At 33.2% G+C, this 23,306-nt stretch carries 19 protein-coding genes; 8 read left to right on the forward strand and 11 right to left on the reverse strand.

The window, feature by feature from the left end; genetic code table 11:
* Position 1 precedes the first annotated feature (1 nt).
* The 4 genes from Q0663_RS00110 (at position 2) to Q0663_RS00125 (ending at position 2,527) form a co-directional block, all read left to right on the forward strand.
* Positions 2-925: a hypothetical protein gene (locus Q0663_RS00110; RefSeq protein WP_299004484.1), complete on the forward strand. Its 924-nt coding sequence runs from the start codon at positions 2-4 to the stop codon at positions 923-925.
* Between the two features lie 15 nt (positions 926-940).
* Positions 941-1,513, forward strand: coding sequence for a sigma-70 family RNA polymerase sigma factor (locus tag Q0663_RS00115; RefSeq protein ID WP_299004487.1), 573 nt, complete (start codon positions 941-943; stop codon positions 1,511-1,513).
* A 4-nt stretch (positions 1,514-1,517) separates the two neighbouring features.
* Positions 1,518-1,778 (forward strand): hypothetical protein, encoded by a 261-nt coding sequence (locus tag Q0663_RS00120; RefSeq protein ID WP_299004490.1) that lies wholly within the window; start codon positions 1,518-1,520, stop codon positions 1,776-1,778.
* A gap of 107 nt (positions 1,779-1,885) precedes the next feature.
* Complete coding sequence (locus Q0663_RS00125; protein ID WP_299004493.1) at positions 1,886-2,527, forward strand: O-methyltransferase; 642 nt, start codon at positions 1,886-1,888, stop codon at positions 2,525-2,527.
* A gap of 60 nt (positions 2,528-2,587) precedes the next feature.
* On the opposite strand, the gene Q0663_RS00130 is transcribed toward Q0663_RS00125, so the two are convergent.
* A complete protein-coding gene (locus Q0663_RS00130; protein WP_299004496.1) occupies positions 2,588-3,706 on the reverse strand; it encodes a histidine decarboxylase in 1,119 nt (372 codons plus the stop codon).
* A 166-nt stretch (positions 3,707-3,872) separates the two neighbouring features.
* Here Q0663_RS00130 and Q0663_RS00135 point away from each other — a divergent pair, with 166 nt between their 5' ends.
* Positions 3,873-4,337 (forward strand): Lrp/AsnC family transcriptional regulator, encoded by a 465-nt coding sequence (locus tag Q0663_RS00135; RefSeq protein ID WP_299003213.1) that lies wholly within the window; start codon positions 3,873-3,875, stop codon positions 4,335-4,337.
* A gap of 29 nt (positions 4,338-4,366) precedes the next feature.
* Here the strand turns inward: Q0663_RS00135 and Q0663_RS00140 are convergent, their stop codons facing one another.
* The 8 genes from Q0663_RS00140 to Q0663_RS00175 form a co-directional block, all read right to left on the reverse strand.
* Positions 4,367-4,648, reverse strand: coding sequence for a twin-arginine translocase TatA/TatE family subunit (locus tag Q0663_RS00140; protein ID WP_028892145.1), 282 nt, complete (start codon positions 4,646-4,648; stop codon positions 4,367-4,369).
* Between the two features lie 93 nt (positions 4,649-4,741).
* Positions 4,742-5,035, reverse strand: a complete 294-nt coding sequence (locus tag Q0663_RS00145) for a F0F1 ATP synthase subunit epsilon (RefSeq protein ID WP_274634385.1) — start codon at positions 5,033-5,035, stop codon at positions 4,742-4,744.
* Between the two features lie 44 nt (positions 5,036-5,079).
* On the reverse strand, positions 5,080-6,591 hold the full coding sequence (atpD, locus tag Q0663_RS00150) for a F0F1 ATP synthase subunit beta (RefSeq protein WP_299004499.1): 1,512 nt from the start codon (positions 6,589-6,591) through the stop codon (positions 5,080-5,082).
* 169 nt (positions 6,592-6,760) lie between these two features.
* On the reverse strand, positions 6,761-8,116 hold the full coding sequence (locus Q0663_RS00155; RefSeq protein ID WP_299004502.1) for an OmpA family protein: 1,356 nt from the start codon (positions 8,114-8,116) through the stop codon (positions 6,761-6,763).
* Between the two features lie 119 nt (positions 8,117-8,235).
* Positions 8,236-9,429, reverse strand: a complete 1,194-nt coding sequence (gene kbl / locus Q0663_RS00160; protein WP_299004504.1) for a glycine C-acetyltransferase — start codon at positions 9,427-9,429, stop codon at positions 8,236-8,238.
* Positions 9,430-9,475: 46 nt separating this feature from the next.
* Positions 9,476-12,604, reverse strand: a complete 3,129-nt coding sequence (locus Q0663_RS00165; protein WP_299004508.1) for an exodeoxyribonuclease V subunit beta — start codon at positions 12,602-12,604, stop codon at positions 9,476-9,478.
* 94 nt (positions 12,605-12,698) lie between these two features.
* On the reverse strand, positions 12,699-13,535 hold the full coding sequence (locus tag Q0663_RS00170; RefSeq protein WP_299004510.1) for a ZIP family metal transporter: 837 nt from the start codon (positions 13,533-13,535) through the stop codon (positions 12,699-12,701).
* A gap of 26 nt (positions 13,536-13,561) precedes the next feature.
* Entirely contained in the window at positions 13,562-14,221 is a 660-nt protein-coding gene (locus Q0663_RS00175; RefSeq protein WP_299003363.1) for a metal-dependent transcriptional regulator, read from the reverse strand.
* A 130-nt stretch (positions 14,222-14,351) separates the two neighbouring features.
* Here Q0663_RS00175 and Q0663_RS00180 point away from each other — a divergent pair, with 130 nt between their 5' ends.
* From Q0663_RS00180 to Q0663_RS00190, 3 genes are all read left to right on the forward strand, one after another.
* Positions 14,352-16,706: a TonB-dependent receptor gene (locus tag Q0663_RS00180; RefSeq protein ID WP_299004511.1), complete on the forward strand. Its 2,355-nt coding sequence runs from the start codon at positions 14,352-14,354 to the stop codon at positions 16,704-16,706.
* Positions 16,707-16,841: 135 nt separating this feature from the next.
* Positions 16,842-19,625 carry a TonB-dependent receptor gene (locus tag Q0663_RS00185; RefSeq protein WP_299004513.1) on the forward strand — a complete coding sequence of 928 codons (2,784 nt, stop codon included), beginning with the start codon at positions 16,842-16,844 and terminating at the stop codon, positions 19,623-19,625.
* A 95-nt stretch (positions 19,626-19,720) separates the two neighbouring features.
* Positions 19,721-21,931, forward strand: coding sequence for a hypothetical protein (locus Q0663_RS00190; protein ID WP_299004516.1), 2,211 nt, complete (start codon positions 19,721-19,723; stop codon positions 21,929-21,931).
* 49 nt (positions 21,932-21,980) lie between these two features.
* On the opposite strand, the gene Q0663_RS00195 is transcribed toward Q0663_RS00190, so the two are convergent.
* Both Q0663_RS00195 and Q0663_RS00200 read right to left on the reverse strand, forming a co-directional pair.
* Positions 21,981-22,406, reverse strand: coding sequence for a hypothetical protein (locus Q0663_RS00195; protein WP_299004519.1), 426 nt, complete (start codon positions 22,404-22,406; stop codon positions 21,981-21,983).
* An 88-nt stretch (positions 22,407-22,494) separates the two neighbouring features.
* Positions 22,495-23,109 (reverse strand): M43 family zinc metalloprotease, encoded by a 615-nt coding sequence (locus tag Q0663_RS00200; RefSeq protein WP_299004522.1) that lies wholly within the window; start codon positions 23,107-23,109, stop codon positions 22,495-22,497.
* Positions 23,110-23,306 lie beyond the last annotated feature (197 nt).

Genomic DNA, 23,306 nt, shown 5'->3' on the forward strand with positions numbered 1-23,306 from the left:
CATGAAAAAGTTCAGTTTACTTTTCTTACTTTTTTCTTGTTTCAGTTTTGCTCAAGAATCAAAATTATTTCATCCAGAATTGTTTAATAGTTTACCAAACGTCAGAGATTTTTCAATGAGTAAAAATCAAAATGAATTTTACTTCACCATTGAAAGCTACTTGAAAGAATATTCGTTTATAGCTTATTCAAAAAAAGTAAATGGAAAATGGCAAAAACCTGAAGTTGCTAGTTTTTCTGGGCAATATAAAGATTTAGAGCCTTTCCTTTCTCCTAACGGATTACAACTCTTTTTTGCTTCTAACAGAAAAGACAACTCCTCTGGCGAAATAAAAAATGACATGGATATATGGTATGTTACTAGAAATTCTTTGGAGGATGCATGGTCAGAACCTATAAATATTGGAACGACTGTAAACACAAATGCCGATGAATTTTATCCTTCTGTAACCGAAAAAGGCGATTTATTTTTCACTGCAGAATACAAAGACAACACCACAGGAAAAGAAGATATTTACGTAAGTAGATTGGTGAATGGAGTATACACAAAACCAACTCCACTAAGTTCAGGAGTGAATTCAGATAAATATGAATTTAATGCCTTTGTTGCACCTGATGAAAGTTTTATAATTTTTACCTCTTACGGAAGAAAAGATGATTTAGGCAGAGGTGATTTGTACATCAGTAAAAAAGGAACCAATAACGAATGGTTACCTGCTACTCATTTAACAGGTGTTAATTCTAATAAACTAGACTACTGTCCGTTTGTCGATTTACAAACGAACACCTTGTATTTTACTTCTAGTACTTCTTCAATTCCTAAAGTACTTTCTAAAAAAATGACTTTGTCTGAATTTAAAGAGTATTTGAATACTAACCCTAATGGATTGAGTAGAGTTTATGTTAGTCCTTTCAGTAAAAAATAACCTATCTTTGAAAAGATGAGCCAATCGAATCCTGCAAATATTTTATTTCCTAATAAATGGGTAGACAATTATGCTGATTATTTGTTTAATTACGCTATTGCTCGTGTAAACAACTCAAATATTGCTAAAGATTTAGTGCAGGAAACTTTTTTTGCTGGATTAAAATCTGCTAAAAATTTTGAAGGAAAATCTAGTGAAAGAACCTGGTTGGTTTCCATTTTAAAAAGAAAAATTATTGACTATTATCGAAAAATAAATTCTAAAAAAGGACAAGCTGAAATTAGAATGAGCTTTTATGATAGCGGTGATAATGAAGGAAATTGGATTGAAGAACGCGTTCCTCAATCATGGAACAATGAAGCTGAAAAGAACATTGAAAATGAAGAACTGAAAAATCAGCTAGATAAATGTATTGATAGCCTTCCCGAAAAATATGCAATAGTTTTTAAAATGAAAACTATTCAACAATTTGAAACAGAAGACATTTGTAAGGAACTAAATATTACTCCGTCAAACTTATGGGTAATGATACATAGAGCAAGAACACAACTAAGAAACTGTATGGAGCAAAACTGGTTTAATAAGTAAAAAGATGTTTAAATTTTTTAAAATTACATGTGATGAAGCCACTACTATTTGTGATAAAAGCCAATATGGTGAAGCCTCAATATATGAAAGAATGCAGCTTAGTTGGCATTTAGTAGTTTGTAAAATTTGCATTTTATACTCTAAACAAAACAGAAAAATGTCTGATATTTTAAAACTAAAATCAGGCAATTGTAAAAAAAATAACCCTTGTTTTTCTCAGAAAGAAAAAGAGGCTTTAAAAAAACAATTAAATAACTTTAATTAACAAGTTTGGTTTTTATAACCAATTTTTGATTTTTTGTTAGATTGAAACGGAATTTATTGTAGCGATAAATTCCGTTTTTTTAATTTTGCCACAGAAAAAATAATCACATGCACTTTTTACCAGAAAAACTAGATAATTATGTTGTTGAGCATTCTCAAGCTGAACCTAAACTACTACAAGAATTAAGTAGAGAAACTTGGCAAAAAGTATTAAATCCGCGTATGCTAAGTGGTGCTTTTCAAGGTAGGGTTTTGTCAATGATTTCTAAATTAGTACAACCAACAACTATTTTAGAGATTGGTACCTACACAGGGTATTCTGCCTTATGTTTAGCTGAAGGACTTTCAAAAGATGGAATGATTCATACGATTGATAAAAATGAGGAATTGGAAGAATTGCAACACAAATATTTTCAAAAATCGGAATACAAAGACCAAATAACTCAATATGTTGGAAACGCCATAGACATTATTCCTACAATTGATGCTAAGTTTGACTTGGTATTTATTGATGCCGATAAATCTAATTATGTAAACTATTTTCATTTGATTATCGAAAAAATGAACAAAGGAGGTATCATTTTATCTGATAATGTGCTTTGGAGCGGCAAAGTAATTGAGGAGCTAGATCCTAAAGATATAGACACAAAAGTGCTTCTTGAATATAATAGACTTTTAAATGAAGATAGTCGCTTAGAAACGGTTTTATTGCCTATACGCGACGGATTAACAATTAGTAGAGTTATTTAAAACAAAAAGGTAAATCATATGATTTACCTTTTTGTTTTTATGATATATTGAAATTAAAATTTAATTACACGTTAATCTTTCCGCAATAAATAGTTCTTTTTTGTAATCTTCAACAAAAGCATCTATTTGCCATTCTTCAGTTCCTGGAACACATATAATATGCGCCATATCATTTTCTGAAGCTAACTGATACTTTTTACATAAAATATCTGAAGGTTTATCTAGTACAACAGTTAATGCTTCATTATTTCTCCATGCATTAACACCTATTTCTTTTAACTTTTGTTCTGTATAAGCAGCTAATTCTTGTGATTTTTTTGTTCTTGAAATTAACCCTTCTTTTCCGTGCTTTTCTATAAAAGCCCATAATAATAAAGGTGTTAATCCATTTCTTGATCCTGTAATTGTAGTATCTAAAGTTCCTACATACGAAACTGAGTTCACAATTCTATCTCTATGTTTTCTCTTTGCTAAAACTATTCCACAAGGTATTGGCCCTCCAATGAATTTATGTCCAGATATAGAAATACTATCAATCCCTTCAGCAAAGTCAAATTTTGGTTTTGGTTCAACAAAAGGAGCTATACATCCTAAAAATGCAGCATCACAATGAATATAATAATCTTTGATAGCGTACTTTTTAATAATTGCTTTAATTCTATCTAAATCATCAACAGCCTCTGTCATGGTAGTTCCTATATTTAAAAAGAAAACTGCTGGTTTATCTCTGTGTAATGTTATCAAATTCTCTAAATCTTCATAATCCATTTCTCCATTATCTTGACTTCTAACAACGATATTCTTTAAGTTTAATAAGTGTAAATTCTTTTTAACACTATAATGTGTAGATTCACTATAATAAACCACTGGATTATTAAAACTCTCACGTGCTAAATACAGACCGTATAGATTTCCTTCTGTTCCTCCATTCGTTACATAACCCCATACATCTTTGGTTGAAGATGATAATATATCAGCAAAAAAACTAACTACTTCTCGCTCTATATCTTTTGTATCAATAGATAATGTAGAAGGAGATTCTGGATCACCTACATTGTTAATACATACATTTAAAAAAGGTGCAAATTCACTGTAATTGAAATCCTTTGCTAAAGGATACCCAAGAAAGTTAGCTGAAGCATCACTAATTCTGTCATAAATGTCTTTTATTCTACTCATAACTACCTGTTTTTAAATATTAATAAATTACTTAACAAATATATTCTTAAAGTATAAAAATCTGCAATAATACTATCAATAAAGAAAAAACACCTATTTTTAACCTTTAAAAAGATTAAATTTCTTTTTAAATTCTGAAAATCATTTTAAAACAGAAAAACATACCATGCATCAACTAGATAATGTAGATAAAAAGCTATTAGAAGAATTGCAAAATGACTGTAAGCAATCTATAAAACAACTAGCCAACAAAGTAAACCTATCTATAACACCTACTCACGAACGTGTAAAAAAGATGGAGGCTAACGGAATTATAGATAAATACGTGGCTTTAGTAAACTTAGAAACTATTGATAAGAGTTTAATTGTTTATTGTCAAGTTACTTTAGTAAAACATCAAGAAAGTGCTTTTAAAGAATTTGAAGAGTACATGTCTAAAATAGATGAAATAGTAGAGGTGTCTTATATAGCTGGTGTGTATGACTTCTTGTTAAAAGTTGTTTTGAAAGACATGAATGAATATCAGGATTTTGTACTAAAAAAATTATCACAGTTAGAAATAATATCAAACATTCAGAGCTCGTTTGTAATGAAGCAAGTTAAGAATACTACAAAAATAAAATTGACATAGTTCTTACGTACTATGTCAATTTTATTGATTTAACGGCTTCTTTTTATAGGGCCTGTAAAATCATCAATATTATCTTTTACTTCGTTAATTTCATTGTTTATGTCTTTAACAAAGTCTGTATCTATACCTTGATTTTTTGCACTGTCATTAATCTCTCGCTTAATGTCGTTTGTTGCATCTTTAATTTGACGCATTCCCTTTCCTAGCCCTCTTGCTATTTCAGGAATTTTATCAGCCCCAAATAACATAACTACGATTAATAAGATTACAAAAATCTCTGGTCCTCCAATAAATAAAAATATTCCATTCATCACTGCAAAGATAGTTAAATTCAATGTCCTATACTTTATTGAATAAAAAAAAGCAACCAAATTTGGTTGCTTTTTTATTTTATATAAAATGCATTAGTCTGCAAGAATAATCACTTTATTATCTTTCATTTCAAGAGTTCCTGATTTGATTTTTAAAGTTAATACTTTATCATCTTCTGGTAATCTTTCAATGTTTGCATGTAAATCATCAAAAACTAAATGAGTTTGAGTGTGTACATGTACTTTTATTCTTCCTTCAGTTAAAATAGACACCACTGGTGCGTGATTATTTAACATTTGAAATTCTCCATTTACACCTGGTACTGCTACAGAATCAACTTCTGATGAAAACAAGATAGCTTCTGGTGTTACAATTTCTAAATACATATTTTAATGCTTTAGGGCTTTAAGCTATTGCTTAAGGCAATTAATTACGCTTCGGCTAACATTTTCTCTCCAGCATCGATTGCTTCTTGAATCGATCCTTTTAAGTTGAATGCTGCTTCAGGATACTTATCTAATTCACCATCCATAATCATGTTGAATCCTTTGATCGTATCTTTAATATCTACTAATACCCCTGGAATTCCTGTAAACTGCTCTGCTACGTGGAATGGTTGAGATAAGAAACGTTGTACACGACGTGCTCTGTGAACTACTAATTTATCTTCTTCAGATAATTCTTCCATACCTAAGATTGCGATAATATCTTGTAATTCTTTATAACGCTGTAAGATTTCTTTTACTCTTTGTGCACAGTTATAGTGCTCATCTCCTAAAACATCCGCAGTTAAAATTCTTGATGTAGAATCTAATGGATCTACCGCTGGGTAAATACCTAACTCGGCAATCTTACGAGATAATACTGTAGTAGCATCTAAGTGAGCAAACGTTGTTGCTGGTGCTGGATCCGTTAAATCATCCGCAGGTACGTAAACCGCTTGTACAGATGTAATAGATCCTTTCTTAGTAGAAGTAATACGTTCTTGCATTGCTCCCATCTCTGTTGCTAATGTTGGTTGATATCCTACCGCAGATGGCATACGACCTAATAATGCCGATACCTCAGAACCTGCTTGTGTAAAACGGAAGATATTATCTACGAAGAATAATACATCTTTTCCTTGTGCTTCTCCTGCTCCATCACGGAAATACTCAGCAATTGTTAATCCAGATAAAGCTACACGAGCACGTGCTCCTGGTGGCTCATTCATCTGACCGAATACAAAAGTTGCTTTAGAATCTCTCATTCCTGGCTTATCAACTTTAGATAAATCCCATCCTCCATCTTCCATAGAGTGCATGAAATCATCACCATACTTGATAATTCCTGATTCTAACATCTCACGTAATAAATCGTTTCCTTCACGAGTTCTTTCACCTACACCAGCAAATACAGATAAACCTCCGTGTCCTTTTGCGATGTTGTTAATTAACTCTTGAATTAATACAGTTTTCCCTACTCCTGCTCCTCCAAACAATCCAATTTTACCTCCTTTTGCATAAGGTTCAATTAAATCGATTACTTTAATTCCTGTAAATAGTACTTCGGTAGAAGTTGATAATTCTTCAAATTTTGGTGCTTGACGGTGAATTGGCAAACCTGCATCACCTTCTTTAGGTAAATCTCCTAATCCATCAATAGCATCACCTGTTACATTAAATAAACGACCGTAGATATCATTACCTATTGGCATTTGAATTGGGTTACCTGTAGCAAATACTTCTTGCCCTCTTTGTAAACCATCAGTTGCATCCATAGAAATGGTACGAACTGTATCTTCACCAATGTGTTGTTGAACTTCTAAAACTAAAGTTGAACCGTCTGCTTTTTTAATTTCTAACGAATCATAAATCTTTGGCAATTCAGCATTTTCTGTATTAAACTCAACATCGATTACTGGACCAATAATTTGAGAAACTTTACCTGTTATTGTAGACATTACTATATGTAATTAAAGTTATTTTATTTACTATATGAGTTTTAACTCATTTTTTCAAGGTGCAAAGGTAATTTTTTTAGTGGAATTTAAAAAACCTTTCGAAGTATTTTTCCATAAAAAAAAGCCTCACGAATGTGAGGCCTTTATTGATGTTATAATTGTAACTAAATTACTTTACTAATTTAATCTCAACACGTCTGTTTTCAGCTCTACCAGCTCTTGTTTTGTTATCAGCAATTGGGTAGTCTTCACCAAATCCAGCAGAAGTTAATCTTTTTGAATCAATTCCTCCTTTAGTGATTAAGTAATCTAAAACAGCTTTAGCTCTTTTTTCAGATAATCTTTGGTTTAAAGAGTTAGATCCTGAACTATCAGTGTGACCTTGAATGCTAAAGTTAGCTTTAGGGTACTCCTTCATAATCCCTGCAATTAAATCTAATTTACCTGTAACTCCTTTTCTGAATGAAGCTTTCCCTGAGTTAAAGTAGATAGCTCTTGCGAACTCGTTTAATTTCTTGACAGCCTCTTCTTTAATTACTACTTCAGGACATCCGTTGTTAGATGCTACACCTGCTTCGTTTGGACACTTATCGTCTTTATCTAATACTCCGTCTCCGTCAGTATCTGGCCAAGGACATCCGTTGTTAGCAGCTGGACCAGCAGTGTTTGGACACTTATCTTTTCCGTCTACAACACCGTCTCCGTCAGCATCAGGACATCCGTTGTTAGCTTTAGTTCCTTTTTCAGTTGGACAAGCATCATCTTTATCAGCGATACCATCACCATCAGCATCAGGACATCCGTTTAAAGCAGCTAAACCAGCAACTTCTGGACATGCATCGTCAGAATCTTTGATTCCATCTCCATCTGTATCAGGACATCCGTTGAATTCTTTTAATCCAGCAACTTCTGGACAAGCATCTTCTTTATCGTATACTCCATCTCCATCAGTATCTTTTCCTCCAAATTTGAATACTAAACCGATTGAGTGTTGGAAGTGATCTTTTACTTTATCAGCAAACTCTTTCTTACCTCCTGTTTGGAAGTTTAACCCTAAATTGTCGTTAAACCAAACGTTGAATCCAGCACCAGCATTTAACATACCTTCACCTAAATCATCAACAGAAGTATAACCTCCACCAACGTATACATAAGGATCCCACCATCCAGTGTGTCCAAATAAGTTGTTCATGTCATACTTTACGTTAGCATCAATAGCCCAGTAAAGCATATCTGAATCGTTTTCTGCGTAAACAGTTTCGATTTTATTTAAAGACCCTGCTAATTGTAAAGAGAATCCATCGTTTAAATATCTATCAACAGTTACTCTTGAGATAGATGGTAAAATGTTCCAGTCACTAGTACCGATGTAATCTTTAGCATAATCTCCAAATTTAGAAGGAACTCTAATGTCTACTGCATTAGCCCCGAAACCAACCGCCCAAGGGTTGTCTGAATCCTGTGCGCTAACGTTTACAGCAGCAAACGCAAATAAAGCCATCACAGCTAATTTTAATTGTTTCATTATTAAAAATTTAAATTAAAAGTTCGTTTATATATTACGCAAATGTAAGTTGTTAAAACTTATTTACAAAAACAAATCTACAAAAACTTACAACAAATACAAGTTTTTGAGCTACTAATTTAGATTACTTTCAGTTCTTTTCCTACCTTAATAAATGCATTTATTGCCTTATCTAAATGCTCTTTTTCATGAGCTGCTGACAACTGTACTCGAATTCTTGCTTGTTCTTTTGGCACAACTGGATAAAAGAACCCAATTACATAAATACCTTCTTCTAATAGTTTATTCGCCATTACTTGCGATAACTTTGCATCGTATAACATTACAGGCACAATAGCAGCATCAGCCCCTACTAAATCAAAACCTGCTTTTTCCATTTCTGTACGGAAATAGTTGGTGTTCCACTCTAATTTATCACGTAACGATGTATCGTTTGATAATAAATCAAATACTTTTAAAGAAGCTCCAACAATAGCTGGTGCTAATGAGTTTGAGAATAAATACGGACGAGAACGTTGACGTAAAATTTCAATAATTTCTTTTTTTCCTGTTGTATATCCTCCCATAGCTCCTCCAAGAGCTTTCCCTAAAGTTCCTGTAACAATATCAACACGATCCATTACATTTTTAAGCTCTACTGTACCTCTACCTGTTTTTCCAATAAATCCAGCAGCATGACATTCGTCTACCATTACCATAGCATCGTACTTATCAGCTAAATCACAAATCTCATCTAACTTAGCTACGATTCCATCCATAGAGAAAACACCATCAGTTACAATAATTTTAAAGCGGTGACCTTTCTTGTTCGCTTCTATTAATTGCTCTTCTAATGATGCCATATCATTATTATTGTATCTGTAACGTGCCGCTTTACACAAACGCACCCCATCAATAATAGATGCATGGTTTAAACTATCAGAAATAATTGCATCTTCTTTAGTTAATAACGGTTCGAAAACTCCTCCATTTGCATCAAAAGCTGCTGCGTACAATATGGTATCTTCTGTCGTATAAAAATCGGCAATCTTTTTTTCTAATTGCTTATGAATATCTTGCGTACCACAAATGAAACGTACAGATGACATTCCAAAACCATGAGTATCCATAACATCTTTTGCTGCTTGAATTACTTCTGGGTTATTCGACAACCCTAGGTAATTATTAGCACAAAAGTTAATTACCTCTTCTCCCGTAGAGATTTTAATTACCGCATCTTGCGACGAAGTAATAATGCGCTCTGATTTATACAGTCCAGCATCTTTAATATCCTGAATTTCTTGTTGTAATTGTTCTTTAATTTTTCCGTACATAATTTATGTTTGAAAGTTGTTTGCTATGAGAGGTCAAAGTTAGGTTTTAAACTTCTTCAACCAAAATTTCTTCATCAATATATATGAGGAGTTTCTTCTGAACTTTAAAATTCATCGTTTGCAATACTCTTGCATACTTTAATAATTGTTGATGATATACTTTGGAAGACTTCCCTGTTTTATAATCAATAATCACTACTTCATTATCTTGATTAAACACCAATCGGTCTGGAATTACAATTTGACCATCGACATCTACAATTTCACGTTCATTATAAATTGTTACCTCATCCGAAAAATATTCTTGTAATAATGGATGATTTATAATTTGTTCAATCTTCTTAGTTATTCCTTCTATTTTTTCTTTCGGAAGAGCTCCTTGCTGCTCATACCTGAGTATTGCTTCATTAATATCTTCTTTAGTGGTTACTTCCGCCATCATTTCATGGATTAAGTTACCAAACTCAATGGCTTTTCCTTGTTCAGTATCCCATAATTTAGAAGCACTAGCCAACATTTGAATATTGTGCTCTTGCCAAGGAGTAGAAATAAACGCTTCTTGAATTTCAGTTGCGTTATTCTGTTCTTTGGATTCACTCATCCTTTCAGGAATACCAATAGTATATTCTAGTTGGTCATCATTCCATAAATTTTGAGCTTTTAAATAATTGATAAAAACCCCTGAGTAAAAATTCGTATTCTCTTCTCCTTTCGAAGAAATTTTCTTTTCGGTTATAACATGTAACTGTTCTACAGCTCTTGTTAATGCAACATACAACAAGTTAAAATTATCCAACTCTAACTCCTCTCGCTGCTGCTGATAAATCTCCGAACCACGATCATTTACATAATTCAAATCTTTATTGAAGGGAACTAATAATTCTTTAAATCCATCAAAATTATCAGGTAATTCATCTAACCAAACTTTCGGATTGACTTGTCTATATACATCTAAATCATACGGAAAGATAACCACAGGAAACTCCAATCCTTTCGATTTGTGAATCGTCATTACTTGTACCGCCTTTCCACTTTCAGGAGCCACGATACTCAGTTTATCTTTTTTTTCTGACCAGAAATCTAAAAACTCTTGAATACTTGTTCCTCTTCGTTGTTGTTCTAGCACTACATCTAAGAAAAATTGCACATAGGCATCTGAAGAAGTAATTAATTGAAAACCTCTGATAATCTCTTCTACTTTTTCATAAAAAGGTAGTTGATGAAAAGTTGATAATTCAAAAGTAGTTCCGTAGTTTTTTAATTGTTGAAAAATAGCTTCATTAGGTAGACTAATCAACTCAGCAATAAACGAATGTTTATGTTCTGTTACTTTTAAATGTTCTTGCAAAAAATAGAGCATTTCTAAGCATGTTTCTTTATCATTCGGATGTTGTATTACCTGCAAAACATCTATAATAAACTTGACTTTAGAACTATTTTCTAACAATAAGGTTTCTGAAGAAATGATATCAATTCCGTTTTCTGACAAGTAATTTGCCACAGCAATTCCATCTTTCTTTTTTCGAACCAGAATACAGATTTCATTCAGCGAAAACTCTTTTTCTAATCTTTTGACAAGCTCTAGAACTTTCTTCGGATATTTTATCTGTTCATCTTCTTTTTCATCTTCTTTTTCCAAAAAAGTCAGCGATACACAACCTCCTTTTTTTGAGTTTTCAAGCTGTTTATTTCCATCAATAAACAATTGTTTGTAGGATTCATTTTGCAAGAAATTTGCTGTATGTTGAAAAAACTGATTATTAAAATTAATCACCTCAGCATAACTCCTAAAATTAGTTTCTAAAGTTCTAACTTCTTTCGAAACAGGAAACGGATTGTCTTTCTCTGATCCCAAGCCTATAAACTGTTCCGACTTTCCTCCTCGCCAGCGATAAATAGCCTGTTTACCATCACCCACCAATAACAAATTACTATTTTCTTGCGCCAGTGCATTATCGATTAACGGAATTAAATTTTGCCACTGCAAAGTGGAAGTATCTTGCATTTCATCGATAAAGTAATGCATGAATCGTTGCCCTATGCGTTCATAAATAAATGGCGCAGGCTGATCTTTAATATTGTCAGAAATTAACTGATTGAACTCAGCATTTAGTCGTAAGTTATTTTCTTCTTTTAAGTATGAAAGTTCTTGATTAATATTGTTTAAAACTGCCAGCGGAATCAAACTTTTTAACGCCAAGTTATTCATCAAAAATTGTTGATACAATTTTTCTGACTCAGTATATAATCGTAGTAACTCTGGCAAAAGTCCTTCAATAGCAGCTTTTACATCATCTGACTTTGACTTGGTATAAAAATTACTCTCCTCAATTCGCTCTCTTAATTTACTTTGATCAAAAAACTTTGCTTTTTCAGGATTATTGGCTAGCGCTACAAAATGATTTGGCAACATTGATCGATAAAAATCTTTATGATTTAATTGTACTAATTGAATAGCTTGCAAACCTTCTTCTCCAATTTCTTTCCAACGTTTTTTTATTTCTTTTTGATGTTTGGATAGTTTTGTTTTTAAATTGGTAAAATCAGCGAGCTGTTTATCTGCTAATTTTCTAAAATGCTTTGTATCGTCTTCATTCAATAAAATTTTAGAAAACTCATTTAGTTCACGAGAAATATCCCACGATTTATCATCATCTGCTTTATCTAATGAAAAATCAATCAACAACTTTGTTAAAGCTTCATCGGTTCCAATTTTTGAAATGAGTACATCTACTGCCTCATTCAATAATGAAGCCGCATCCATTTCTACTTCAAAATTGAGCGGCAATCCTAAGTCATAGGCAAAACTCTTAATGATTTTATGTGTAAAACTATCAATCGTAGTAATTGAAAAAGCAGAGTAGTTTCGAAGAATTTCATCTAGTATTTTTTTACTTCGGTCTTTTACAACAATTCGGTCAAGTAAAGTTTCTTTTAAAATAATCTCTAGTAAATCATTACTCTCCCCTTCTGAAAAAACTTCTAAGTTTTGCAACACACGCTCTTTCATTTCACCCGCAGCTTTGTTGGTGAATGTAATTGCCAATATTTTTTGAAAACGGAAAATATCTTCAGATTGCAGCAAAACTTTTAGATACTCTTTTACTAAAGTAAATGTTTTACCGCTACCTGCCGAAGCGTTATATACCTGAAAATTTGATGGATTTTGTAACAAAATGAAAATATAATTGAGCTAGCAATTTAACCAAAAAAAAGATTCCCGCTTTCGCAAGAATCATAATTTTATGCTTATCAAAATAGCTTACACTCTAGCCAAGACCGACATCTAACGACATCATAACAATGAATCCGCCAATAAAACCGAGTGTAGCAATATCTGTATATTTATCTCGTTGAGTTTCAGGAATTACCTCTTCTACAACCACAAAAATCATTGCTCCTGCAGCAAATGCTAAAGCATACGGTAAAATTGGTGTAAAAAACGATACCGCTACCGCTCCTAAAACAGCTGCCATTGGCTCTACAATTGCCGACATTTGACCATACCAAAAACTTTTAAAACGACTTACTCCTTGTCTACGAAGCGGCATTGCTACTGCAAATCCTTCAGGAAAGTTTTGAATCCCAATACCAATAGCTAATGAAATTGCTGCAATAATCATTTCCGTTTGCTCTACTCCTACCATTGTTGATGCTGCCCCAAACAACACTCCTACTGCTAATCCTTCCGGAATATTATGTAAGGTTATTGCTAAAACTAACAAAGTTGTTTTATGCCAGCTCGTCTTAACACCTTCAACTTCATGTTCTTTAAAATTAATATGTAAGTGTGGTAATAATTTATCCATTCCGAATAACGCTAAAGCTCCTAAAGCAAATCCAATTGCTGATGGAATTACTTTTACAAACCCTTCACCTGGACTATTATCAATTGCTGGCGATAACAAACTCCAGAAACTCGCTGCAATCATTACTCCTCCTGTAAAACCAAGCATTCCATCTAAAACTGCTCGGTTCATTTTTTTGAAAAAGAACACTAAACTAGCTCCTAAAGCTGTTAATCCCCAGGTAAAAAGCGATGCATATAATGCTGCTTGAATTGGGTGTTCCTTCCCAAATTCTACTAATTGATTAAATAAATCCATCTATAATACTATCTCTTATTAGTTGTTTAACGTGATTTTTGAATATATAAGTTACTTGCTATTTTATTTGAAACAGACAGTGTTTTTCCATCCATTTCTATAACTAGAGAACCATCAAAAGGTTCTTTTTCTACTACTTTTATTTGTTTTCCTAAAGCAACTCCTTGTTTATCTAAAAAGCGTAAAAATTCTGAAGAACTGTCATCAACCCCTACACAAACTCCTATTTCATTTTCCTTCAACGTTGATAATAAACTTTTTTCTATAATCTGTAAATTTCCTTCCTTATCTGGAATAGGATCTCCGTGTGGATCTCTCTTAGGGTACTCTAAAAAAGCATCTAGTTCGTTGATTAATTTCGGAGACTTGATATGCTCAAGCTGTTCTGCTACCTCATGTACCTCATCCCAAGAAAAATTTAATTTATCTACTAAAAAAACTTCCCATAATCGATGCTTACGAACAATATTAGCTGCTGTTTTTTTTCCAAAATCGGTCAAGGTTACTCCTTGATATTTTTTATAAGTCACAACATCTTTTTCAGATAGTTTCTTAATCATATCTGTTACCGATGATGCTTTAGTATCTAACTTTTTAGCTATAGCATTTGTACTTATTCCTTTTTTAAAATCAGCTTCTAAATGATAGATCGTTTTTATATAATTTTCTTCAGATTGACTAAACATCATATTCTTTTTTAGATGTACAAATATATAAATTTTAGTTTAATAAAATATATTTTTAGACTAACCTAAAAATATATTTATATTTGTATCAAATTTTATTTAGAAACCACCACAACAAACTATTTTCAAGATGAAAAATCTAGTTGCTTTCACAATTCTATTGCTATCAAATATTGCTATCGGACAAACTATTAAAGGAAAAATCAGCACATCATCAGGCGATATAGTACCATTTGCTAGTGTATTTATAAAAGGAACAGAAAAAGGAACAACTACTGATGAACATGGAAACTACAAGTTAAAAACCACTAAACGTAAATTTGTTTTAGTTGCTTCTTTCGTAGGTTTTTTATCTGAAAGAAAAACAGTAACCTTAAACTCTTCCGAAGAAAAAATAGTTGATTTTATATTGACTGAAACCGCAGAAATTTTAGACCAAATAACCATTACGGGAACACGCACAGATAAACGTAGAACGAATAGCCCTGTGATTGTAAATGTTATCAATAGTCAAACTTTAGCAGATGTTCAGGCATGTAATTTATCTGAAGGATTAAAATTTCAAACGGGTTTACGTGTAGAAACTGACTGCCAAACTTGCAACTACACACAACTTCGCATGAATGGTTTAGCTGGCGGATATTCACAAATATTAATTAATGGTCGTCCTATTTTTAGTCCATTAACTGGTTTATACGGATTGGAGCAAGTACCTACCAACATGATTGAACGCATCGAAGTAGTTCGCGGTGGAGGTTCCGCTTTATACGGTTCAAGTGCGATTGGAGGGACAGTAAACGTCATTACTAAAATTCCAAAGAAGAACAATTATAGTATAGGATATACTCATCAGAATATAAAAGGAGTTTCTGACCATATTATTACTGGAAATGCAACCATAGTTAATGAAGACAGAAACGCAGGTGCTTCATTTTTTATCAACAACCGAAGAAGAGCCATGTATGATGCTAACGATGATAACTTTTCTGAACTTCCAGAGTTAAAAAACAACTCATTTGGAACAAACCTATTCTTCCTTCCAACTGAAAACCAAAAAATAGAAATCAACTTCAGTAAAATGAATGAATATCGTTATGGTGGAGAAATGATTGATAATGCTCCGCATTTTACAATGCAATCGGAAGAACGTGTGCATGACGTGTATGTGGGAAATGTTGATTATCAAATTAATTTTAACGATGATAAAAGTTCAATCATTACCTATTTTGCTACACAATATACTGGAAGAGATCATTACACAGGTATTCGTCCAAATGTTGGAACTACTGAAGACACAGCACATTTAGCAAATCCACCTTATGGAAATTCAACCACAACCACCTTTCAAGTAGGACTACAACTCAACCATAAATTAGAAGAATTTCTTGGAGGTAACAACGTACTTACACTAGGAAGTGAATTTGTACAAGACGATGTTTTTGATGTTATTGATGCATACCAATACAAAGTAGATCAGCTTACTAAAAACTACGGATTCTTTTTTCAAAGTGATTGGGAAATCTCAGATAAATGGAACTTATTATCAGGAATACGATACGACAACCATACATTAAACACACTTAAAACAGATGGTACTCAAAAAAACATTACGAACAATGTTGCGAGTCCGAGAGTATCATTATTATTCAAACCATTTGAAAACACTCAAATTAGAGGAACTTGGGGCACTGGTTTTAGAGCTCCGCAAGCTTTTGATACCGATTTACACATTGCTTTTGCTGGTGGAGGAGTATCACGAGTTGTATTAGCTAATGATTTAAAAAGAGAGCGTTCTAATAGTTATACGCTTTCCTTTAATTACGACAAACCTACAGAACATTATATATATGGTTTTACCATTGAGAGTTTTTACACCAGTTTAAAAGATGCTTTTTATTTAGAAGCTATTGATAGAGATAATTTTGGAGAAATTTTTGAAAAAAGAAATGGAGACGGAGCTGTTGTACAAGGAATTACTTTAGAAACCCGTTTAAATTACGATGGAATTTTTCAGTTAGACGCAGGATTCACATATCAATCTAGTAAATTTAATACAGCTGTTGATAATTTTCACAACCTATCACCTAAAAGAGAGTTTTTACGAACACCCACAACTTACGGGTACGCTACAGCTACCTATACTCCTAATCAAAAATTTAAAACTGCTTTAAATTTAGTATACACAGGACAAATGGATGTTTTACACATTATACCTAATCCTGATTTTAATCCACCAACTGATAACAATGAAAATATTGGTGAATATTTTAGCTCTCCTTCATTTTTTAACTTAGGTGTTAACACTAGTTATACTTTTAATGTAGAAAAACTTAACACCAATATAGAACTTAACGCTGGTATTAAGAACATTTTAGACGATTATCAAAGTGAATTTGATACAGGAAAAGACAGAGACAGTAACTTTATTTACGGTCCTGCTACCCCAAGAACCTTTGTTTTTGGTATAAAGTTTACCAGTAATTAACATTAAAGAAATATAACTAAAAGCACTTAACATTAAGTAAACATTCTAATAATACAAAAGTAATCCCTACATAACATTAGCTTTACTGTTTAACTTGAATTTTGCGCCATAAATAAACAGAATTCAAAGATTAGAATGAAAAAAATATTATTTATAGCTTTTTTAAGCTTATGTAATTTAGCATTTTCTCAAAGCAAAGGTACTGTTACTGGTACTGTTACTGACAAAGAAATGAGCGGTGAAGCATTGCCTTTTGCTAATGTTTTTATTAAAGGAACATCTATTGGTGCTACTACCGATATGGAAGGTAAATACACTTTAAGTGTTCCAGCAGGAAATCAAACTATTGTTTTTAGTTTCGTAGGATACCAAACAGAAGAAAGAGCTATAGTTGTTAAAGCAAACGAAACACTTGCAGTAAACCAAGAAATAGGAGCTAACCAAGGAGTTGCTTTAGATGAAGTAAAAATTAACGCAACCGTTAGTAGAGAAAAAGAAAGTGCTTTACTTTTAGAACAAAGAAAAGCTGTAACTATTGAAACCAAAATTGGTAATCAAGAACTTTCAAGAAAAGGAGTTAGCGACATTGCTACTGCTGTAACAAAAACTACAGGTGTTTCTAAACAAGAAGGCTCTGGAGGTAGTGTTTTTGTTAGAGGGCTTGGAGATAGATACAATGTAACTTCATTAAACGGACTTCCACTACCATCAAATGACCCATCAAGAAAAAACATCGACTTAAGTATATTTTCTACTGATATTGTTGAATATATTGGTTTAGATAAAACGTACTCTACTAAAAACTACGGAGATTTTGGTGGAGCTAACATCAATATTGCTTCAAAAGTATATAAAGGTGCCGGTTTTGCTGAAGTTAGCTTAGGGTCTTCATTAAACACTGTAGCATCGCAAAAAAGTAAGTTTTACGTTGCTGATGGGCCTAACAATTTCGGATTTTACAAAACATATTATCCTGCTTTTCCATTAAACAACTACAACTTTACAACTAGTTGGGACAGACAAACGGGTAACTTCCCAGTAAGTTCTTCTATCGCTATTAAAGGAGGGGATTCTTACAACTTATCTCCTGAAACTAAAATAAGCTTTTTTGCTGTTGGATCATTTGACAATGGTTACAGTTATAAAGAAGGAGTAGCTAGAGGAGATGTTAACGTTTCTGGAGTAGCTAGAAAAGATTTAACTAGAGAATCTTATTCTTATGACACTAATACTACTTTTATGGGTAATATTAGATTAAAGCACAAAGGTCAAGAGATAAAGTATAACGCCTTAATGGTAAACAACTCTAGCAATTCTCACGATGATTACCAAGGAATATATGATGTTTTTGATAATGCGCCTGAAGGTGGAGCTGTAATTCAAAGACAAACATTTATGAGAAACACTTTATATGTTCACCAATTATTAGGAGATCATAGAATTAGTGATGCTTTTAAAGCAGAATGGGGAGCAGCTTACAACTTTAACAAAAATAATGTTCCTGACCGTAGACAAACAACGGTATTACCACATAGAAACGACGATCCAAATGGTCCTAAATCATTTTTCTTAATCAGTAATGATTCTGACAACCATAGATTCTACTCAGATTTAGAAGAAGAAGAAATAGCAGCTAACGCAGCATTTACATATCAATTTGCTAAAAACAGTGATGATATATACAGAGCTAAAGTTAAATTAGGGTATAGTGGAAGATTTAAAAATATAGATTTTGATGCTACTCAGTTTAACTTTGTGATTAACCAAAGAACAGCGCAACCATTCATTGATGATGTTTATAACTTAGATAGCTATTTTAACCAAGCAAACTTTAATGCAGGTTTATATTCTATTGGAACTTTTAGAGGAGGTTTAAATGCTTCTATTGATGTTTTATTACCTCAAACTTACGGAGGAAATCAAAATATAAACGCAGGTTATTTAGAGTTTGAATACAAATTCTCTGATAAATTCACAGGTGTTTTTGGTGTAAGAGGTGAGCAAGTTAAACAATCATTAAATTACAACACTTCTGTTAATGTTGGTCAAAGTGAATTAGATGAATTCCAAATATTACCAGCAACATCTTTAAAATATGCTCTTAACGATAAGCACAACTTAAAATTTGCTGCAAGTAAATCATATACTTTACCTCAATTTAAAGAAAGAGCTCCTTTCCTTTACGAAGGTGTAGTAAATAGTTCTCTTGGTAACCCTAACTTATATTCTTCAGACAACTATAACGCTGACTTTAAATGGGAATTTTTCCCTGAAAGAGAAGAGATTATCTCTGTAGGTGTTTTTGGTAAATACATTGAAAACCCAATTAACGAAATCAGAATTAACTCTGCTTCTAACGATATTAGTTATGCTAATACTGGAGACTGGGGTATGGCTTATGGAGTTGAACTTGAATTAAGAAAAGTATTATTCAACAAAGAAATTGGAGAAAATGCTTTAAACAACAAATTATCTTTTGGTTTAAACGCTTCATACATGAACCATGAGCAAGAACTAAATAAAGATAAAGTTATTGAAGAAAACCCTGGAACTAGTGTAGACTTTAGTAAAACTGAAGACGGCTTTGCTGGTGCTTCTGATTTACTAATCAACACAGATTTAAGTTTTTCAAAAGACTTCAATAATGGAATGAACTTTCAATCAACATTAATATACAATTACTTCTCTGATAGAATCTTTGCTTTAGGTACTGATGGAAAAGGAAACTTAGTTGATAAAGGTTTCGGAACATTAGACCTAGTATTAAAATCTAAATTAAACGAAAGATTAAGTCTTGGGGCTTCTGCAAAGAACCTTTTAAATCCTTCAATAGAAAGATTCCAAGATAATCAAGACGTTAGAATACTTTCTTACAAAAAAGGTATTGACTTTAAGTTATCATTATCATATAACTTTTAATTAACAATCCAATAACCCAACATTAATTTTAGCAGAACACTAAGTTAATGTTGGGTTCTTTCTTTTGTAGCATTAAAATAAATTAACTAAAAAAAATGAGAAAACAACTTTTTACTTTAATGATAGCAGCTGCTACCCTAACAATGGTAGTTTCTTGTGGAGAAGATGATCCAATACAGACTTCTTCTTGTTCTGATGGAATTCAAAATGGAGATGAAACAGGTGTAGATTGTGGAGGATCTTGCCAACCATGTACTTCAGTAGATTTAGCTGGTGAAGTAACTACTGAAGTAACTTTAGACGCTAGCGTTACTTATAAATTAACTGGGTCTTATATAGTAAAAGAAGGTGGAATTTTAAGAATTCCTGCTGGTACAAGAATCGAAGCTACTGGTGGTACTTCTGCTTACATTGCTGTAGCTCAAGGAGGAAAAATATTTGTTGATGGTAGCAAAGAAAACCCAGTAGTAATGACATCTGGTGCAGCTACTCCTGCCGCTAAAGATTGGGGAGGATTAGTAGTATGTGGTCAAGCACCAACAAACGTAGGTGATACAGCTACTTCTGAGGTTGCTGGTTTAACTTATGGTGGTAACGTTGCTAATGATAACTCAGGATCTATCCGTTACTTAAGAATTGAGTACACTGGAGCTACTTTTAACTCTTCTAAAGAATTTAACGGACTTTCTTTATTCGGTGTTGGTTCTGGAACTACTGTAGAGTATGTTCAATCATACGAAGGTGGTGATGACGGAATCGAGTTCTTCGGAGGTACTGTTAACGGTAAATATTTAGTTTCAACTAACTCAGGAGATGATTCAATTGACTTTGCTGACGGATGGGCTGGAACTGGTGAATACTGGTATATCTCAGGAAGTGCTAAAGCTGGTATCGAAGGATCTAACAACGGTAACGATGGTGATGCTGCTCCTGTAACAAACGCAACTTTAAGAAACATCTCAATCGTAGGACCTGTAACTGAAGGTGCTTTATATTACAAAGAAGGTGGTGGTAACTTTACTATCGAAAACTTCTACGTATCTGGTGTAGATTTAGGAGTAAAAGTAAAAGATACTGACGCTGAAGCTGCTGTAAGAATTGAAAATGGAGATTTAAAAATGACTAACGTTCAGTTTGCTGAAAATGTTGATGGTTTCGCTTTAACTGACTATACTGGAGCTAATCAAGATTTCATCGGTCAAGGAGTTACTTCTGGTGCTGGTAATGGTGCTGCTGCTCCTGATTGGACTGCTGGTTGGACAAGAGGACTAAGTAACAGTGGAGTTTCTAAAGAAAACTTAGCTGGTGAAGTTACTGGTGAAGTTACTTTAAAAGCTGATATTGAATACCAATTAACAAGCTCTTTCATAGTAAAAGATGGTGGAAAATTAACAATTCCTGCTGGAACAGTTATTAAAGCTACTGGTGGTACTTCTGCTTACATCGCTGTAGCTCAAGGAGGACAAATCTTCATTGATGGTGAAGCAAACAATCCTGTAGTAATGACATCTGGTGCAGCTACTCCTGCTCCTAAAGATTGGGGAGGATTAGTAGTGTGTGGTCAAGCACCAACAAACGTAGGTGATATTGCTACTTCTGAAGTTGCTGGTTTAGCTTATGGTGGTAACATTGCTAATGACAACTCAGGATCTATCCGTTACTTAAGAATTGAGTACACTGGAGCTACTTTTAACTCTTCTAAAGAATTTAACGGACTTTCTTTATTCGGTGTTGGTTCTGGAACTACTGTAGAGTATGTTCAATCATACGAAGGTGGTGATGACGGAATCGAGTTCTTCGGAGGTACTGTTAACGGTAAATATTTAGTTTCAACTAACTCAGGAGATGATTCAATTGACTTTGCTGACGGATGGGCTGGAACTGGTGAATACTGGTATATCTCAGGAAGTGCTAAAGCTGGTATCGAAGGATCTAACAACGGTAACGATGGTGATGCTGCTCCTGTAACAAACGCAACTTTAAGAAACATCTCAATCGTAGGACCTGTAACTGAAGGTGCTTTATATTACAAAGAAGGTGGTGGTAACTTTACTATCGAAAACTTCTACGTATCTGGTGTAGATTTAGGAGTAAAAGTAAAAGATACTGACGCTGAAGCTGCTGTAAGAATTGAAAATGGAGATTTAAAAATGACTAACGTTCAGTTTGCTGAAAATGTTGATGGTTTCGCTTTAACTGACTATACTGGAGTTAACCAATCATTCATTACTGAAGGAACTGCTACAGGTGCTGGTAACGGTGCTGCTGCTCCTGATTGGACTAACGGATGGACAAAAGGTTTATAATAGCCTAAAACATAAATCAAGAAAAACCGAGCTATACGCTCGGTTTTTTTTATTCCTTTTTATTAGAAATACTGTAAAGTAAACCTTCTAACTTCTTTAATTCCGTTGGAGGGTTCCCAGCATCAAACGTAATCGATTTATATTCCTTATCACCTATTTTTATGGTGAATTCTGCATGTAAGGCTCCATCAGTAATTCTTTTTTCACTCGGTGCAGTTAAACTCCCTATTTCTTCTAAGTTCAACTCATCTATTACTTTTTTTAATTCTTCGAGTTGTTCTTTTGAAATTTCCTTTGTTCCTTCTTCTTGATTAGTTTTATAAGTTACCTTATTATCATCAACAGTTATTTGTATTAAACTTCCTCTTGTTTGCGCTTCATAAGCGATCATATCAAAGTTTTTAGAGGTGTTTTGTGCTGCACAGTTCATCATCAAAAAAAATACCGCAGGGGCTATTACTTTTAGATATTTCATGTATTCTTAGTTTTTATAATTTATAATAATGAAAAGACGCTCTTTAAGTAAAGAACGTCTTTAAGTATGAAATTCGTATGAGTTTTGATTAGTCTGCCATTGTAGCTCTAAATCCTCCTGGAGCGAAAACTGCATTCATTCTAGCTTTTTGATCTTCTGTAAACATATACATACAGCTATCATCAGAGTAGTCCATGAAGTTCATAGTCATGTTAGCACTTCCACACTCAATTACTGGGTAAGTAGGACATCCTCTACTATTTCCATCAGCGTCTGGAGTATTAGCAACAAAGTCGCTAGCACCACATCCACCATCACCCCAAATGTGACTTAAGTTTAAATAGTGACCAACTTCATGTGTAGCTGTTCTTTGATTACGACCTACAAATTGATGTGCTAAAACTATACCGTCTGTAGAACAACTACCTCCTGGAAATTGTGCATATCCTAAAATTTGCCCTCCTCTATATGGCATTACGTTAACAATCCAAATGTTTAAAAACTCTTGTAGATTAACAACGTCACTACCTCCTGAAGAAGTGAATTTCATTGAATCATCTGGTCTGCAACTTCTCTTTTTAGTGTTTTGAACTCTGATTACATCTTCTATAACAAAATCGATATTTACATTTGCTTCAACTCCAGCAAACTCAGCAGGCATTGCTCCTCTGTTAGGGTTCTGCATGTTAAAATCTTCATTCATTGCATCAATTTGGTCTTGTAATACTGATAAAGATAAGTTTTCACTTGCTTGACGGTAAATTACCTGATAAACAACTGGAGTTTAGATTTTTCCGTTTACTAATCTAGCCTGAATCTCTCCTTTTGCTATTTTTTAAAGATAATTAGCTGTAAAGCTTTTCATGTTGTGAAAATTTAGTTTTTTAAAACACTTAAAGT

The organism is uncultured Tenacibaculum sp. (genome assembly GCF_947504135.1).
Lineage (GTDB): Bacteria > Bacteroidota > Bacteroidia > Flavobacteriales > Flavobacteriaceae > Polaribacter.